We start from the raw sequence: 16,925 nt of genomic DNA, 5'->3' as shown, positions 1-16,925 counted from the left end.
GCGTCTTCAACTGATGACTTGTACTACCAGTCTAGGATGCATTTTGGGGTTACGAAAGCCGTGAGTCTATTGCGGGTGCATCCTACTGCAACAAATAATCCGGGGTAAAGGTAAAGAAGACTTCGGTGCCACCGCTTTCGAGTCGCTGCAGGCGAATGTCGCCGCCGAGGTTACGGCTGCGCTCTTGCATAATTGCCAGACCGTAGTGGTTAATTTTCTCGGCGTTTTCAGGCAGGCCAATGCCGTTGTCGCGAATGTGCAGTTCAACGTCTTGTCCGCTTGGCTGTGACAGGGTAATGCTGACTTCACTTCCTTCGCTGTGGTTTATCGCATTTTGACTGGCTTCACGAATAATCTGTAGCAGGTGAATTTCTTCGTGCGGCGCTAATGGAATATTGTTCAGGCGATAATCTAAGTTAATGGCCATGTCGCTTTGTTCGGAGAATTGTTTCACTGTGGTTTGCAGCGCGTTGTATAGGCCAGAGCCGTCGACTTTCAGGCGGAAGGTAGTCAGCAGTTCGCGCAACTGGCGGTAGGCGGCGTTCAGGCCTTCGCGCAGTTCGTTGCTCACGTCGTCAATGGTGTCACGGTCATCTTTGTCGACGGCTTTGTGCAGTCGCGTAACCTGAATTTTTAAGTACGACAGTGCCTGCGCCAGAGAGTCATGGAGCTCACGCGCAATAACGGTACGTTCGTGCATCAGTGCCAGACGGCGCACTTGCTCTTCTTCTGATTTAAGACTTTGCGATAAGGCCAGTTGGTCGGCGGTTGAGCTCATCAGCTGTTGCTGCCAGGTGGCCAGTGGTTCTGTTGGGTCGCAGCGTACAATGAGCACACCGTAGTTTTGGTCTTCGCGTTTTAACACAAAGCGATAGACCATTTTGTCCTCAATAACCGACGCACCCGGGCCGGCTTTTATACAAGTGGCGCAGTCACCGGCTTCACAGGGCTCATGAGAATTTGGGCGTGGCTGCAATTGCAGGAATGGGCGGTTCCCTTCTTCGGTCAGCAGGCACAGTTCAATATCTTCAACTTCGCCCACTTCGTAGAGTTTCTCAATAACTTCCTGATAATTGTTGTAGTCGTAACTGTGCTCAATAATAGAGCGAGCAGTGTCGTACAAGAACGACAGCACTTTATTTTTACGCGACAGCTCTTCGGTTTGCTGCTCGACGCGGCGCTCCAGTCCGCCGTAAAAGTAGCTGACGGTTTCTGACATTTTATTCAGTGTACGTGCTAGTTGGCCAATTTCGTCGTTGTTATTAAGCTTGGACTTGGCGGTAAAGTCACCGCGACCTAAGCGCTTAGACACTGACAATAAATGCGTGAGCGGTTCGTCGATTTTGCGTTTTAATACGGTCAGCAAGAAGAAAAACACCGCCACAATAATAAAGGAGGCCAGCGCCAAGGCACTGCGGACACTTTCCATTCTGTGCTCAGAGTGCTCCTGTAACATACCTACGAGCTGATCAAGCTGGTCGACATAAACACTAATTCGCTGTGAATCACTGTCAGAAAGTTGTGAATAGCCTCGCTCTTGCGCGTCTCGAGCAATACCTTGCCATTCCTGCTTTACCTGGAGGGCGTAACTTTCGAGGTCTGTGCTGGCTTTAGCGAAATGACGATTCAGAAGTGGCTTTTCCCACAGACCTTCAATTTTTTCGACAGTCGCCTGGGCTTGTGCCGGTTGATCATTAGAAAGTTCGGTCGCGAACTTGTAGGCGTGCATGCGCATGGAGCCTGCAACGTTAATAAGCTCGGCGTCCTGCTCGGATTTTTCCAACAACCAGAAAGCGGACAAAGAGGATGCGCTGGCGACAATCACAATAATCGCGAGGGATATTCGAAAGACATTAATGATTGAGGCATTACGCAGCATAAATAACCAGCGTTCCGTTTTTAAAAATACAGGACAATGATATAGCAACAGTGGGTAGAGAAACAACGATTGGTAACTTTGGGCTACCTCTTTTTTACCACTTTGTAGGGTAGGTGATAACTATTCTCAAGTAGATTTAAAAAAAGCCTTGTAAATCAATAGGTGCAGTTTAAATGCATATACCACCTTAGTGGTAGTTTTTGTTTCTAATCAATAGCTTAGCTCAGTTCGGTGGGTGGCAAGTCAAGGAAAGATGGCGCAAACTTCAGCCTACGTGATTATTAATGTTAGGCGTGGACTGGGAGTCTGAAATTATGAGTCGTCTACTCGAAAAACTGCGTTTTTTTAAAACGCACAAAGAACCATTTGCCGACGGTCATGGTGTCACAACCGACGAAGACCGCGCTTGGGAGCAAGGTTATCGGCAACGTTGGCAGCATGACAAAGTGGTACGTTCTACCCATGGGGTAAACTGTACCGGTTCGTGCAGCTGGAAAATTTATGTCAAAGACGGTTTGGTGACCTGGGAAACCCAGCAAACTGACTATCCGCGCACACGTCCTGACTTACCAAACCACGAGCCGCGTGGCTGTCCTCGTGGTGCGAGTTATTCCTGGTACATTTACAGTGCCAACCGTCTGAAGTATCCAAAGGTTCGTCAGCAGTTAATGTCGCTGTGGCGCGAAGCGAAAGAAAAGCACAAAGACCCGGTTAAAGCCTGGGAGTCTATTGTCACCGACCCTGCTAAAGCGAAAAGCTACAAGCAAGCACGTGGTATGGGCGGCTTTATTCGTGCTAGCTGGCAGGAAGTGAATGAAATTATCGCTGCGTCTAACGTTTACACGGCAAAAGAATACGGTCCTGACCGCATAACGGGCTTCTCGCCTATTCCTGCGATGTCGATGGTGTCATACGCTGCCGGCGCACGTTATCTGTCGCTGATTGGCGGTAACTGCTTAAGTTTCTACGACTGGTACTGTGACTTACCGCCGTCTTCACCACAGGTGTGGGGCGAGCAAACCGACGTGCCGGAGTCAGCAGACTGGTATAACTCCAACTACATTATCGCCTGGGGTTCAAACGTACCACAAACCCGTACACCAGATGCTCACTTCTTTACCGAGGTGCGTTACAAAGGCACCAAAACCTGCGTTATTACGTCGGACTATTCCGAAGCCTCAAAATTTGGTGATACTTGGTTAGCGCCTCGTCAGGGTACTGACTCGGCATTGGCCATGGCTTTTGGTCACGTCATTCTGAAAGAATTCTACGTGAACAAGCAAAGCCAGTATTTCCACGACTACGTGACGCGCTACACCGACATGCCAATGTTGGTGATGTTGGAACCAGGTGAGAAAGTCTTGAATCAAGGTCGTTTCCTGCGCGCTGCTGACTTGGTCGACAATCTGGGCGAAGACAATAACCCAGACTGGAAAACCATTGCTATTAACAGCGACGATCAGCGTTTAACCAGCCCGAACGGTGCTATCGGTTATCGCTGGGGTGAAAAAGGCAAGTGGAACCTGGAGCAGAAAGATAAGAAAGGTGACGTTGGCCTGCAGTTGTCATTAAAAGATAACCACGACGACGTGGTTGAGGTGGGCTTCCCCTACTTCGGTAATGCACCGCACGAGTATGAATACTTCCAGCACACCAACCACGACGAAGTTCAGGTTCGTAAAATTCCAGCGAAAAAAGTCGAGTTGGCGAACGGAGAAACCGCTTACGTTGCGACCGTCTTTGATTTAATGCTGGCGCAGTATGGCGTCGACAACGGCATTAATGACGAGAATCGTGCCAAAGACTATAGCGACGATGTGCCTTACACACCGGCATGGCAAGAGCAAATTACGGGCGTTAAACCAGAAGACGTTATTCGTGTGGCAACCGAGTTTGGTCGCAACGCGGACAAAACCAAAGGTCGCTCCATGGTTATCGTGGGTGCCGGTATCAACCACTGGTACCACATGGACATGAGCTATCGCGGCATGATCAACATGCTGATGATGTGTGGCTGTATTGGTCAGTCTGGTGGTGGTTGGGCTCACTACGTGGGTCAGGAAAAGCTGCGTCCGCAAACCGGCTGGCAGCCGCTGGCATTTGGCCTGGACTGGCAGCGCCCGCCACGCCACATGAACGGTACCTCGTTCTTCTACAACCACTCAAGCCAATGGCGCTACGAGAAGCTGGATATGAGTGAAGTGGTGTCGCCGCTTGCCAACAAAGACAAGTGGAACAGCACCATTTTGGACTACAACACCCGCGCTGAGCGCATGGGTTGGTTGCCGTCTGCACCACAACTCGGTACTAACCCACTGGGCTTGGTGAAAGCGGCGGAAGAAGCTGGCATGGATGTAAAAGATTATGTGGTTGACCAGCTGAAAAAAGGCGACTTGAAGTTTGCCTGTGAACAACCGGATGATCCGAAAAACTTCCCGCGTAACTTGTTCATTTGGCGCTCAAACCTTTTAGGTTCCTCAGGTAAAGGTCACGAGTACATGCTGAAGCACTTGTTGGGTACTAAGCATGGCCTGTTAGGTAAAGACTTGGGCGAGTTTGGCGGTAAGAAACCAGAAGACGTAGAGTGGGTAGACGAAGCGCCGGAAGGCAAAATCGACCTGTTAACCACACTCGATTTCCGTATGTCGACCACGTGCCTTTACTCAGATATCGTTCTGCCAACAGCAACCTGGTACGAAAAAGACGACATGAATACCTCGGATATGCATCCGTTTATTCACCCATTAACAGCCGCGGTTGACCCGGTTTGGGAAGCTCAGTCTGACTGGGACATCTTTAAAGGTATTGCGAAGAACTTCTCGAAAATGAGCCAGGGCCATCTGGGCGTAGAGCAAGACGTAGTGACTGTACCGTTACAGCACGACTCGCCGGGTGAATTAGCACAGCCATACGGTGGTAAAGCGTGGTGGAAAGGCGAATGCGAAGCCATTCCGGGTAAAACCATGCCGAACATTACGGTGGTTGAGCGTGACTACCCGAATACGTATCACCGCTTTACCTCACTGGGCCCACTAATGGACGAGTTGGGCAATGGTGGTAAGGGTATTAGCTGGGACACCAAAGAAGAAGTGGAATTCCTTGGTAAGCTGAACCGCAGACATGTGGAAGAGGGGGCCAACCAGGGGCGTCCGAAGATTGAATCGGCCATTGATGCGTGTGAAACCATCTTGTCGCTGGCGCCTGAAACCAATGGTCATGTTGCGGTTAAAGCCTGGGCGGCACTGGGTGAGCTGACAGGGCGTGATCACACACACCTGGCGAAGCCGAAGGAAGAAGAGAAAATCCGCTTCCGCGATATCGTTGCACAGCCACGCAAGATCATTTCGTCACCGACCTGGTCAGGTCTGGAAGATGAGCACGTGTCTTACAACGCCGGTTACACCAACGTTCATGAGCTGATTCCATGGCGCACTATTACCGGTCGTCAGCAGTTCTATCAGGATCATGAATGGATGCTGGACTTTGGTGAGAGCCTTTGTGCGTATAAGCCACCGATTAACCTAAAAACAGTTGCGCCGGTGCTGAACAAGCGCCAGAACGGCAACAAAGAAATTGTACTGAACTGGATTACGCCGCACCAGAAGTGGGGTATCCACAGTACTTACTCCGACAACCTGATTATGCAGACCTTGTCACGCGGTGGTCCAATCGTCTGGATAAGTGAAATCGACGCGAAAGCGGCTGGTATTGAAGATAACGATTGGATGGAAATATTCAACGTGAACGGTTCAATCTGTGCTCGTGCAGTGGTTTCACAGCGCGTACCAGAGGGTATGAGCATGATGTACCACGCCCAGGAGCGTATTTTGAATATGCCGGGCTCTGAGCTGACCGGTACCCGCGGTGGTATCCACAACTCAGTAACGCGTGTCGTTATGAAGCCAACCCACATGATTGGTGGTTATGCACAACAGGCGTACGGCTTTAACTACTACGGGACAGTAGGCTGTAACCGCGATGAATTCGTGGTGGTCCGCAAGATGGACAAAGTCGACTTCCTGGATACTGAATAATTCGGAGTGAGGACAACACGATGAAAGTAAGAGCTCAAATTGGCATGGTGCTGAATTTGGACAAGTGTATCGGATGTCATACTTGCTCCATCACCTGCAAAAACGTATGGACCTCTCGCGAAGGGGTCGAATACGCTTGGTTTAACAACGTAGAAACCAAGCCAGGCATTGGTTTCCCGAAAGAATGGGAAAACCAGGACAAATGGAACGGCGGCTGGTCGCGGAATAAAAAAGGCAATCTGGAGCTAAAAATTGGTAGTAAACGCCGCGTTTTGGCGAATATTTTTGGTAATCCGGACTTACCTGAAATTGACGATTACTATGAGCCGTTTGAATTCGATTACCAACACTTGCACACGGCGAAGCCGAGCAAGCACCAACCGACTGCACGGCCGCGCTCACTGATCACCGGTAAGCGGATGCAGAAAGTTGAATGGGGTCCGAACTGGGAAGAAATTCTGGGTACGGAATTCGAAAAGCGTAAGAAAGACAAAAACTTTGACGACGTGGTTCAAAAAGACATGTACGGTCAGTTTGAAAAGACCTTCATGATGTATTTACCACGTCTGTGTGAGCACTGTCTGAACCCGGCGTGTGTGGCGGCGTGCCCTTCGGGCGCTATCTATAAGCGTGAAGAAGACGGTATTGTTCTGATTGACCAGGACAAATGTCGCGGCTGGCGCATGTGTGTATCGGGTTGCCCGTACAAGAAAATTTACTACAACTGGAAGACCGGCAAATCTGAAAAATGTACGTTCTGCTACCCGCGTATTGAAGCGGGTCAGCCAACGACCTGTTCAGAAACCTGCGTCGGTCGTATCCGTTACTTAGGTGTACTGCTTTACGATGCGGACCGCATTGAAGAAGCTGCAAACACGCCAAACGAGCAAGACCTGTACGAAGAGCAGTTGGGTATTTTCTTAGACCCGCATGACCCTGAAGTTCAGGAAGCGGCGCGTAAAGAGGGCATCGCTGAAAACTGGATTAAAGCCGCACAGCGCTCACCGGTTTACATGATGGCGATGCAATGGAAAGTGGCACTGCCACTGCACCCCGAGTACCGCACACTGCCTATGGTTTGGTATGTACCACCGCTGTCGCCAATTCAAAGTGCAGTTGAAGCAGGCCATGTCGGCATGGACGGTGAAATTCCGGACTTGAAGTCGCTGCGTATTCCGCTGCGTTATCTGGCGAACTTGCTAACTGCGGGCGACGAGAAGCCAATTATTCGGGCGTTAGAGCGAATGATTGCGATGCGCTCTTACATGCGCTCGCAGCATGTGGACGGTGTTGAAGACTTAAATGTACTGAAGCAGGTGGGCTTGAGTAAAAACCAAGTTGAAGAAATGTATCGCTACATGGCGCTGGCTGACTTTGAAGATCGCTTTGTGATTCCGACCAGCCACCGTGCGTATGCTGAAAACGCGTATGACGTTAAAGGCGGCTGCGGCTTTAGCTTCGGCAACGGCTGTAGCGATGGTAACAATGGTGTGAACCTGTTCGGCGCGAAGAAACAAAGTGTTCGCCAGGTCATTCCTGTGACCATGAAGGAGTAATCAGATGCAAGTTTTACAGGTTATTTCTTTATTATTGGACTACCCAAAACCCGAGCTTATTGAAGCTCGGGCAGACTTGGAAGCCATGGTCCAGCAATCACCATTAGCAGCGGGCGATAAAGCGGCGTTAATGGAGTTTCTGCAAACGCGCTGCGACATGAGCTTAATGGACTGGCAGTCGGAGTACGACAGCTTGTTTGAGCGTGGTCGAGCCTTGTCATTGCTGCTGTTCGAACACGTGCATGGCGAGTCGCGTGACCGCGGTCAGGCCATGGTCGATCTGAACAACCAGTACAAGCAAGCCGGTTTGGAACTGGGCGTTAAAGAGTTGCCCGATTACATTCCTTTGTATTTGGAGTTTTTATCGACCCAGGGTGACGAAAATGCGCGCTTAGGCTTAGAAGAAGTGGCGCATATTCTGGCGCTTCTGACGGCTCGCCTTGAACAGCGCGGCAGTAATTACTCACTGTTGTTTGAAGTGCTACTGCACGTGTCGGGTATTGATATCGACCTTGACGATGTGCGTCGTCAAATCGCCGATGAAAAACGTGACGACACGGCGAAAGAATTGGACAAAGTGTGGGAAGAGGAAGCGGTGACTTTCACTGGCAATGACCAAACCAATGGCTGCCCAAGCGCGCAAAGCCGCCCGTCAGAAGGTCAGCGTCGCGATCAGTACGTGCCGTTTAACACGGATGACTTAATGCAGTCAGGTCAATCGCAACCGGTTCAGACGCAGCCAAGAAAAGTTTCAGGCATTTAAGGAGAGCATCATGGATTACATTAATATGTTGGCCTTCGGCGTATATCCTTATATTGCCCTGGCTGTATTTTTTATCGGAACGTGGATTCGTTACGACCGCGAACAGTACACCTGGAAAACCAGTTCCAGCCAAATGCTGGAGAGCAAGCAACTGCGCAAAGGTAGCTTGCCGTTCCACATTGGTATTATTGGTATTTTCTTCGGTCACTTAGTTGGGTTATTAACGCCAAAGCCTGTCTGGCATATGTTGGGTGTTAGTAATGAGTTCAAGCAATGGGTTGCTATTGTTATGGGCGGCATATTTGGACTCATTTGCTTGTATGGGTTAGTTATTTTAATTAACCGCCGCATGAATATTGAGCGCGTAAGAATCAATAGCTCGAAAATGGACATTTTATTGCTTTGGATTCTCTTTGCTCAATTAGCACTGGGGCTTATCTCAATTTACTATTCTACGATGCACGTTGTTCATGGCGCAGAGGGTGAAAAAGCAGGCGTTATGCTGATGCTTATGAGTTGGGCTCAAAACATCGTTACGCTAGATCCTGTTGAGTCGGTGGCGGCTATTTCTAACCCTCAAATAGAGTGGGTATTTAAGCTGCATGTGTTTTTGGGAATGACCATCTTCTTAATCTTCCCATTCACACGTCTGGTGCATATGTTCAGTGTGCCGGTACAGTACATTACTCGCCAGCACCAGGTTGTACGCAAGAAATTTGCTAAACCGACGTATTAAGTGATTGAACTAGAGGGGGCAACGCCCCCTCGAGGAAGTAATAATGATTCAAGTTAATCAAACGGAAATTCCGGAAAAAATGATTCTGGAGGAAATGCAGTATCATCCGGCAGAAACGCGTGAAGAAGCCATGGCGAAAGCAGCGGAAGCGCTGGTCATTGGTGAACTGTTTAAACAGCGTGCTAATGACTTAGGTATAGAAGTGCTGGATGACACAGCTGACGGTGGCAGTGACGATTTTATCGAGAAACTGATTGATCGTGAGGTTGCTCGTCCCGAAGCCGACGAACAAGCCTGTCGTCAGTATTTTGAGCAAAACCCGGAGCGCTTTAAAACGTCACCCATTGTTGAAGCTCGACATATCCTGTTGGCAGCCGCACCGGACGACGACTTAGAGCGTGTTAATGCCAAGCGTATGGCAGAGCAGTTAATTGAAGAGCTCAAGCAAGGCCACGACTTTGCTCAGTTAGCGCGTCAGTACTCTTCGTGCCCGTCTAAAGAAACCGATGGTAACCTAGGGCAACTGAGTCGCGGGCAAACCGTTCCTGAGTTTGAGCGCCAGTTATTTACTGCCGAACTGGGCGTGATGAAATATCCGGTTGAAAGCCGTTATGGCTTTCACGTTGTCAGCGTGGATCATAAAATCGACGGCAAACCGTTACCTTATGACGCTGTTCGCGACAAAATTGCTGAGTATCTGGAAGAAAAAGTGCATCGTAAAGCGGTGTCACAATATATTCAGGCATTGGCAAATGAAGCGGATATTAAAGGTTTTGATTTTGTCAGTACCGGGTCACCGCTGTTACAGTAAGGCCCAGTAATGCTGGATTTTTAACGTATTTAAAGGCACCCTTCGTGGGTGCTTTTTTATTGGTAGTAACCGTTTTTAAGGTAAGGAGTCACCATGGAAGCCAGCTTTTGGCATGAACGATGGGAAAATCAGCAAATTGGCTTTCACCGTCCGGAAGCTCACGAGATGCTGCGGCGCTATTTTAAGAAAGTCGCCAAACCGGGTGCGACAGTATTTGTGCCGCTGTGCGGTAAATCAAACGACATGCTGTGGTTATTAGATAACGGCTACCGGGTGTTTGGTATTGAGCTGAGCGACCTTGCAGTAAAGCAGTTTTTCAGTGACAACGACTTAACGCCGACGGTGACGCAAAAGGGTAAGTTCAAAGAATACGCACTGGATGAGCTGGTCATTTGGGTGGGGGACTTCTTTGAGTTGACCGGCAAAGATTTAGCCGATGTTGACGCCTGGTATGATCGAGCTGCCATGGTGGCGTTACCGCCGGAAATGCGTCGACACTACGTGAAGCAGTTAAGCGAGCAGTTGCCTGAACGCGCTCAGGGGTTACTAATAACCTTGCAGTATCCTGCGGGATTCCGGGAAGGCCCTCCGTTTTCGGTTAGTGAAGGCGAAGTAGAATCCGGTTTTGGTCAGCGTTTTAGCATTGAGCAACTCGAGTCTGATGAAGGCATCTTGAATGGCGAGAAGCCCGAAGATAATCCGGTGACAGAGCAAGTTTATCAACTCACTTAATAGCCAGTTACATTAAGCTGTTACGTCGTAAGATCTTTTCGGTGCGGCGTGCTAGCTTTTCCATGAAAACTAAGTCTGCCAGAGTCGGGTCAGCAAGGTCATTATCCAGGTCGGCCTGCCACTGGCTAACTTCGGCATCCAACATTTCCATCATTTTTTTCGAGCAGCCGCGACAAATACCCTGACACATATCCGCTTCTTTTAACCCAAAAGGAATGTGTTCGCGAATAACATCCAGCAGCTGGTACACTGCGGTTTTGGTATCGGGTTTGCGGCTCATACATCCTCCAGTAAGCTCTCCGACATAATGCGAATATGATGGTTCACGTCGCGGTTGTATTGTTCCATTTTCTCGAGTTGCTCGCGGGCCAGTGGAGTATTCTCTGCTTTCACGGCATCGACAACGGCTTGCGCCGACTCATGGACACGGTCATGAGGCGCTTCAATCGCTTGATAGCTTTTATGTGTCTTAAACCGCTCACGGAACAGTTCCGAATAATACCAACGACCAATGCCACACTCGTCCGAGTCAACAACATTGCATTTATCGGCGGCTAAGGTGCCCAAATACACACGATAGACGTCCATCCGCAGTTGCATTTCTTCAATATTGGCCAGCTCAATCTGCGCAAGCAGTGCACTGTTAGAGATACTGCCGCCCAGTTGCTTAATGTGCGTATTTTCTTCGGCAAGAGATGATAAATAATGCTTTGTTGACTCAATATTTTCACGCGTGGTCTGCATGGCTTCAACACTCAGAGCATGACTTGAGTCAACGCCTTGCACAATTTGTCCGACTTTATCGTTAATTCGGTCGGTCAGTTCCGTTGTACGCTGAGAAAGTGCCCGGACTTCGTTAGCGACCACGGTAAAGCCACGGCCATGTTCACCGGCCCGCGCCGCTTCGATATTGGCATTCAAACTCAGTAGGTTAGTGGTCTCCGCCACACCACGGACATCACCGCTGGTTTGCTCAATTTCCTGAGTGTGCCCCTTTAACGCGGCGATACTTTCTGACGTCGACTCGATATCATTAACAATGGACGACAAGTTGCCGACCACAGCTGACATTGTGGATTCACCCGACTGGTTGTTTTGGTCAATGGTAAGAATGGTTTCGCGTTCTCGTTGTAGTAAATCGCTGAGCTGTGAAAAGGTGTTTTGGTAACCCGCCAGTGACTCAGTGAAATTCTCAACAAACGTCAGGCGTTGACGGTAGTCGTTGAGTTCGGTTTGCTGTTGCGAAACGGCTTGCTGAGCCGATTCTAGTTGTCCTGACAGCGTGGTGTTTTCAGCTTCAAGCTGTGCGATACGCTGGCGTAATTGAGACTGAGTCGATGAGCATTGATGACTGCGGACATACCCTAATTTTTCGATTAACTGCATGGGGCCTCCAAAAAGAAAAACCAGACTTCTACAAAAGTTGCAGAAGCCTGGTTTAGTAAGGGTTAAGCAGATTTATGCTTTAAGCCTTTGACGACTTGCCAGCTGATGCCGAGCGCACCAACGATGAAGACCATATCACCAAGGGTACGGAACCAACGCAGGTTCTGTAGCAGAGGCTGTTGCATGAAGGCCTCACTGCGCGCGTACCATAAACCTTCAGTCGCCGCCGCGTAGAACTGGATGAAACCGACGGGCAGCAAGCTAGTGAAGAGCATTAATGCTAAGCCTATGTTCATGGTCCAGAAGGCCATTTTCATCAGTTTCTCGTCGAACTGCAGGTTCGGGCGAATGTAACGGAGCACCAGTAATACAAAGCCTAATGCCAGGAATCCGTACACACCAAATAAGGCTGCGTGTGCGTGAGTAGGTGTGGTGTTCAGACCTTGCACGTAGTACAGCGAAATAGGCGGGTTGATCATAAAGCCTAGTACGCCGGCGCCTAACATGTTCCAGAACGCAACAGCAACGAAGCACAGTAGTGGCCATTTAATGCGTTGCATCCAGTCAGCACGTTTTTGCAGGCTGTAGTTTTCCCAGGCTTCATAGCCCAGTACAATCAGCGGTACCACTTCTAGCGCAGAGAAGGTTGCGCCTACGGCCATAACCGGTGTGGTTGTGCCCGCGAAGTACAAGTGGTGGAAGGTACCTGGTACACCGCCAAGCATGAACAGCGACGCTGAAGCCAGTGCAGCAACGGTTGCCATGCGGCGAGAAACTAAGCCCATGCTGTGGAAAATAAAGGCTAATGAGGCAGTGGCAAATACTTCGAAGAAGCCTTCTACCCACAGGTGAACAATCCACCAGCGCCAGTATTCCATAATAGAAATGTGAGTACGCTCACCGTAGAAGAAGCCAGCTCCGTAGAATAGGCCAATGGCAACGACTGAAGCGGTGAATAATGCCAGTAAGTTCTTGTCGCCTTTCTCTTTGAAAGCGCCAACAACACAGCGCATCATAAGAACAAGCCAGAAGACGATGCCGAGGAACTTACCAATTTGCCATAAGCGACCTAAGTCGACGTACTCATAACCCTGATGGCCTAACCAGAAGTTCAGGTGTTCTGGCATGATTTGCGCAATCGCCAGCCAGTTACCGATAAAGGTACCCGCAACAACCAGAACCAGCGCCCAGAACAACACGTCCACGCCGAGCTTTTGGTATTTAGGATCTTTACCGCCGTTAATAATTGGCGCCAGGAATAAACCGGCGGCTAAGAACCCGGTCGCAATCCAGAACATAGCGGCCTGGATATGCCAGGTACGTGTCAGTGAGTAGGGGAACCACTCAGAGATATTGATGCCGTAGAACTCTTGTCCTTCAACCGTATAGTGAGCGGTTAAGCCACCCAATAAAACCTGTAAGCTAAACAACGCAACCACAATAAACAGATATTTACCCAGTGCTTTTTGCGAAGGTGTTAGCTTGACCTTAGAAATAGGGTCGTGCTCCGGCGCAATCAGTTCCTCTTCTTCCTGGTCGCGTAAAAATGCCCACGCCCAAATCAGGAAGCCAATACCGGCAATTAAAAGAATGACACTGACAATAGACCAAATGATGTTTTCCGCGCTAGGCACGTTGTCTATCAGTGTCTCGTGTGGCCAGTTGTTGGTATAAGTGATATCGGCACCCGGGCGTTCAGTAGCAGCCGCCCATGCGGTCCAGAAAAAGAAATCATTCATTTGCGCACGACGCTCTGCCGAAGGTAATGTGTTTTCTTTCATCGCATAGCTGACGCGAGTAGGACGCAACTCAGGGTCGTCACTGAACAGTTTGGAGTAGTACTCACCGGTTTGCTCAATGGCCTGAATACGGCGCTCGCTCAAAATAACTTCGTTTGAGCCTTTGTCGTATGTATTGGTGCGATACTCTTCTTTCAGTTCATACTCAAGCTGGTTTTGTTGAACACCGGTCAGCTTGTCATACGGCTTACCGAACACTTCTTGTGCACGAATGTCTAACCAGGCCAGCAGCTCACGGTGCAGCCAGTCCGCTGTCCAGTCAGGTGCCTGGTACGCACCGTGACCCCAAATAGAGCCTAACTGCATGCCGCCCACAGACTGCCATGCCGTTTGTCCGTCAAGAACCGACTCTTCGGTTGCAATGACGTTACCGTTGGTACTCACGAACTTGTCCGGAATAGGCGGTGCCTCCCGGTAAACTTCCGTTCCAAAATACCCTAAAACACCAAAAGTAATTGCAAGAACACCGATTAGTGTCCACCAAAGCTTACGATACCCGGCCATTGTTGACCTCCTTGATACCTCTGAACCACATCATGGGTTGTTACTCCCTCAAAAAAGAATGAATAGTGATGTTGATCTCACTGTCCCCATGCCTAGAGCAACTTCAGTGCCAATTTTTAACATTTTGATTTTTATAATATTTTTTATTTTTAGGGTTTTTATGACTTAACTGGAAAGGGTTTTTTTTACTGTTAGGGTTAAAACAACCTTTAAGGTATTTTCTACCCCGTTAGAGGTATTCAACGCGTTTCTTGAGGATGATCAATGCACAGTATTTTATGTTGCCTATGCTAAGAAAACACAAGATATAGTGTTTTATTCATAGATTAGTCCGATATATGGTGTTTTATGACGAGCTACCCACAACAGCTACATTACAGCTCTGAACAGGTTGTCTGGCAGGAAGTGCCGGATGAAGTGGCGTTAGCTTACACCATTACGGGTTGCCCTGTCGGGTGTAAAGGTTGTCATAGCGTGGACAGTTGGCCCATCGGCAGCGGTTTAGCGTTAACCGAAGACTACTTGCAAGAGCGCCTGGCTATGTACAAAGGCCTCATTACGTGCGTGTTGTTTCTGGGCGGCGAATGGCAACCGGAAGCGCTGATAAAACACTTAAAACGAGTTCGCGCCGAAGGGTTGGAAACCTGTCTTTATACAGGCTACGAAGATGTCTCTTTGCGCATTAGGGAACAGTTGACGTACTTAAAAACCGGGCCATGGATAGCCGAGATGGGCGGTTTAGACAGCCCCCGTACTAATCAAAAATTTTATGATTTAAGAACAAAGCAGCTACTGAACTGCAAGTTTCTGACAGGAGAATAATTATGTTGCGCTTAAACGACGACCAGGTTTCAGAAAAAGTAGACTTCATTGCGGACTATCTGAACGCACAAAATGCGGCAGACGGTTCGAAAATGGACGCCAACGCAAATGTTACGCAGAAGAACATTGCGACCTTAGAGGCTGAGTTAATGAAAGACTTTTTTGTTCAAGTGAACCGCAAGCAGGTCAGTAACAAAATTGCGGAGCTGTTCGATGACAACTTAGCAAAAGAATATGTGCGCCAAATAGAAGATCATGAAATTTACGTGCACGATGAGACCAGTTTGAAACCCTATTGCGTGTCAGTGACGATGTACCCATTTTTAACCGACGGTTTGACAAAACTCGGTGGCGAGTCGCTGGCGCCTAAACATTTAGAGTCGTTTTGTGGCTCCTTTGTGAATTTTGTTTTCGCAGTGAGCTCGCAATACGCTGGCGCGGTGGCAACCGTTGAGTTCCTGACTTACTTCGACTATTTCGCGCGTAAAGACTACGGTGATGACTACTTAAACACGCACCGCAAGCAAATCGAAAATCATTTACAGCACGTTGTGTATGCGATTAATCAACCGGCAGCTGCGCGTGGTTATCAGAGCGTGTTCTGGAACATTTCTGTGTATGACAAGCATTACTTTGACAGCATGTTTGGCGACTTCGTCTTCCCGAAAGATTTTAGTAAACCTAAGTGGGAAACCGTCAGTGCTTTGCAGGACTTCTTCTTAGACTGGTTCAATAAAGAGCGTGAAAAGTCCATTTTGACCTTCCCGGTTGTGACCGTTGCCATGTTAACGGAAGAGGGCGCCTGTAAAGATCAGGTTTTCGCGAAGAAAATGGCGGCGGAATTAGCCAACGGTAACTCATTCTTTGTGTATTTGTCAGACAATGCCGACTCACTAGCGTCCTGCTGCCGTTTGCGCTCAGAAATTAGCGACAATACCTTCTCTTACACCCTGGGTGCTGGCGGTGTTGCGACCGGATCGATCAATGTCATTACCATTAATATGAACCGTTTAGTGCAGGACGGTCGCGATTTAGAGGAAGAAATTAGCAAAATTCATAAGTATCAGGTGGCTTACCGCAAGCTTATGGAAGAGTACAAAGACGCAGGTATGCTGACAGTGTATGACGCCGGTTTTATCAGTCTGGACAAACAGTTCTTGACCATTGGCATTAACGGCATGGTCGAAGCCGCCGAATCTCAGGGCATTAGAGCAAGCAATAATCCGGAGTATAAGAGCTTTGTCGAACGTCACCTGAAGGTTATTTATGACGCCAACAAAGCCGCCAAAACGGAATACGGCTACATGTTTAATACCGAGTTTGTTCCGGCAGAAAACTTAGGTGTTAAGAATGCAAAATGGGACAAAGCCGACGGTTATAAAGTATCGCGCGACTGCTACAACTCGTATTTCTACGTCGTTGAGGACGACGAAACGAATGCTTTGGATAAGTTTGTGATGCATGGTAAGGAGTTGGTGGAGTATTTGGACGGTGGCTCGGCATTGCACCTGAATATGGATGAAAAGCTGAATACAACCGGCTACTTGTCACTGCTGAACATTGCTGCGAAAACTGGCTGTAACTACTTCTGTATTAACGTCAAAATCACCATTTGTAATGAGTGTGAGCACATCGACAAGCGCACGTTAAGTGAATGCTCCAGCTGTCATTCAGAGAATATTGACTACGGCACACGAGTTATTGGCTACCTGAAGCGGGTTTCTGCCTTCAGTGCGGGGCGTCGTAAAGAGCATGCTGCGCGTCACTATCATCGCGACGAAGCGAGCCAGGCCACTAACGGTGCGGCTCAGGCCAATATAGGGCTGCGTAAGGCAAGTTAAGTTGACACATCTACCCACAAAGAGGGAGTTCAGCTCCCTCTTTTTTGATGCATTTAAAAAGT

Annotated in this window: 12 protein-coding genes; 8 read left to right on the top strand and 4 right to left on the bottom strand. The window is 48.9% G+C overall.

What is annotated here, in order from left to right; genetic code table 11:
- Positions 1-82 precede the first annotated feature (82 nt).
- Positions 83-1,879: an ATP-binding protein gene (locus EST55_RS06360; protein ID WP_129496870.1), complete on the bottom strand. Its 1,797-nt coding sequence runs from the start codon at positions 1,877-1,879 to the stop codon at positions 83-85.
- Positions 1,880-2,193: 314 nt separating this feature from the next.
- Here EST55_RS06360 and EST55_RS06355 point away from each other — a divergent pair, with 314 nt between their 5' ends.
- From EST55_RS06355 to tmpT, 6 genes are all read left to right on the top strand, one after another.
- On the top strand, positions 2,194-5,913 hold the full coding sequence (locus EST55_RS06355; RefSeq protein WP_129496869.1) for a nitrate reductase subunit alpha: 3,720 nt from the start codon (positions 2,194-2,196) through the stop codon (positions 5,911-5,913).
- A 20-nt stretch (positions 5,914-5,933) separates the two neighbouring features.
- Positions 5,934-7,469: a nitrate reductase subunit beta gene (gene narH, locus EST55_RS06350; RefSeq protein WP_100690996.1), complete on the top strand. Its 1,536-nt coding sequence runs from the start codon at positions 5,934-5,936 to the stop codon at positions 7,467-7,469.
- 4 nt (positions 7,470-7,473) lie between these two features.
- Positions 7,474-8,232 (top strand): nitrate reductase molybdenum cofactor assembly chaperone, encoded by a 759-nt coding sequence (gene narJ, locus EST55_RS06345; protein ID WP_129496868.1) that lies wholly within the window; start codon positions 7,474-7,476, stop codon positions 8,230-8,232.
- A 10-nt stretch (positions 8,233-8,242) separates the two neighbouring features.
- On the top strand, positions 8,243-8,968 hold the full coding sequence (gene narI / locus EST55_RS06340; protein WP_100690994.1) for a respiratory nitrate reductase subunit gamma: 726 nt from the start codon (positions 8,243-8,245) through the stop codon (positions 8,966-8,968).
- Between the two features lie 43 nt (positions 8,969-9,011).
- On the top strand, positions 9,012-9,779 hold the full coding sequence (locus EST55_RS06335; protein ID WP_100690993.1) for a peptidylprolyl isomerase: 768 nt from the start codon (positions 9,012-9,014) through the stop codon (positions 9,777-9,779).
- A gap of 93 nt (positions 9,780-9,872) precedes the next feature.
- Positions 9,873-10,511: a thiopurine S-methyltransferase gene (tmpT, locus tag EST55_RS06330; RefSeq protein WP_129496867.1), complete on the top strand. Its 639-nt coding sequence runs from the start codon at positions 9,873-9,875 to the stop codon at positions 10,509-10,511.
- Positions 10,512-10,518: 7 nt separating this feature from the next.
- Here tmpT and EST55_RS06325 read toward each other — a convergent pair whose 3' ends face one another.
- From EST55_RS06325 to EST55_RS06315, 3 genes are all read right to left on the bottom strand, one after another.
- Positions 10,519-10,791, bottom strand: a complete 273-nt coding sequence (locus tag EST55_RS06325; protein ID WP_129496866.1) for a hypothetical protein — start codon at positions 10,789-10,791, stop codon at positions 10,519-10,521.
- Positions 10,788-11,897 carry a methyl-accepting chemotaxis protein gene (locus EST55_RS06320; protein ID WP_129496865.1) on the bottom strand — a complete coding sequence of 370 codons (1,110 nt, stop codon included), beginning with the start codon at positions 11,895-11,897 and terminating at the stop codon, positions 10,788-10,790. The genes EST55_RS06325 and EST55_RS06320 overlap by 4 nt, the downstream gene beginning before the upstream one ends.
- A 62-nt stretch (positions 11,898-11,959) precedes the next feature.
- Positions 11,960-14,200 carry a nitric-oxide reductase large subunit gene (locus tag EST55_RS06315; protein ID WP_129496864.1) on the bottom strand — a complete coding sequence of 747 codons (2,241 nt, stop codon included), beginning with the start codon at positions 14,198-14,200 and terminating at the stop codon, positions 11,960-11,962.
- A gap of 348 nt (positions 14,201-14,548) precedes the next feature.
- Between EST55_RS06315 and nrdG the strand changes: the two genes are divergently transcribed.
- Entirely contained in the window at positions 14,549-15,022 is a 474-nt protein-coding gene (gene nrdG, locus EST55_RS06310; RefSeq protein WP_129496863.1) for an anaerobic ribonucleoside-triphosphate reductase activating protein, read from the top strand.
- 2 nt (positions 15,023-15,024) lie between these two features.
- Positions 15,025-16,863 carry an anaerobic ribonucleoside-triphosphate reductase gene (gene nrdD, locus EST55_RS06305; protein ID WP_129496862.1) on the top strand — a complete coding sequence of 613 codons (1,839 nt, stop codon included), beginning with the start codon at positions 15,025-15,027 and terminating at the stop codon, positions 16,861-16,863.
- Positions 16,864-16,925: the final 62 nt, after the last annotated feature.

The organism is Idiomarina sp. 29L (assembly GCF_004123135.1).
In the GTDB taxonomy this organism is placed as follows: domain Bacteria; phylum Pseudomonadota; class Gammaproteobacteria; order Enterobacterales; family Alteromonadaceae; genus Idiomarina.
This window is presented reverse-complemented; position numbering and strand designations above follow the sequence as displayed.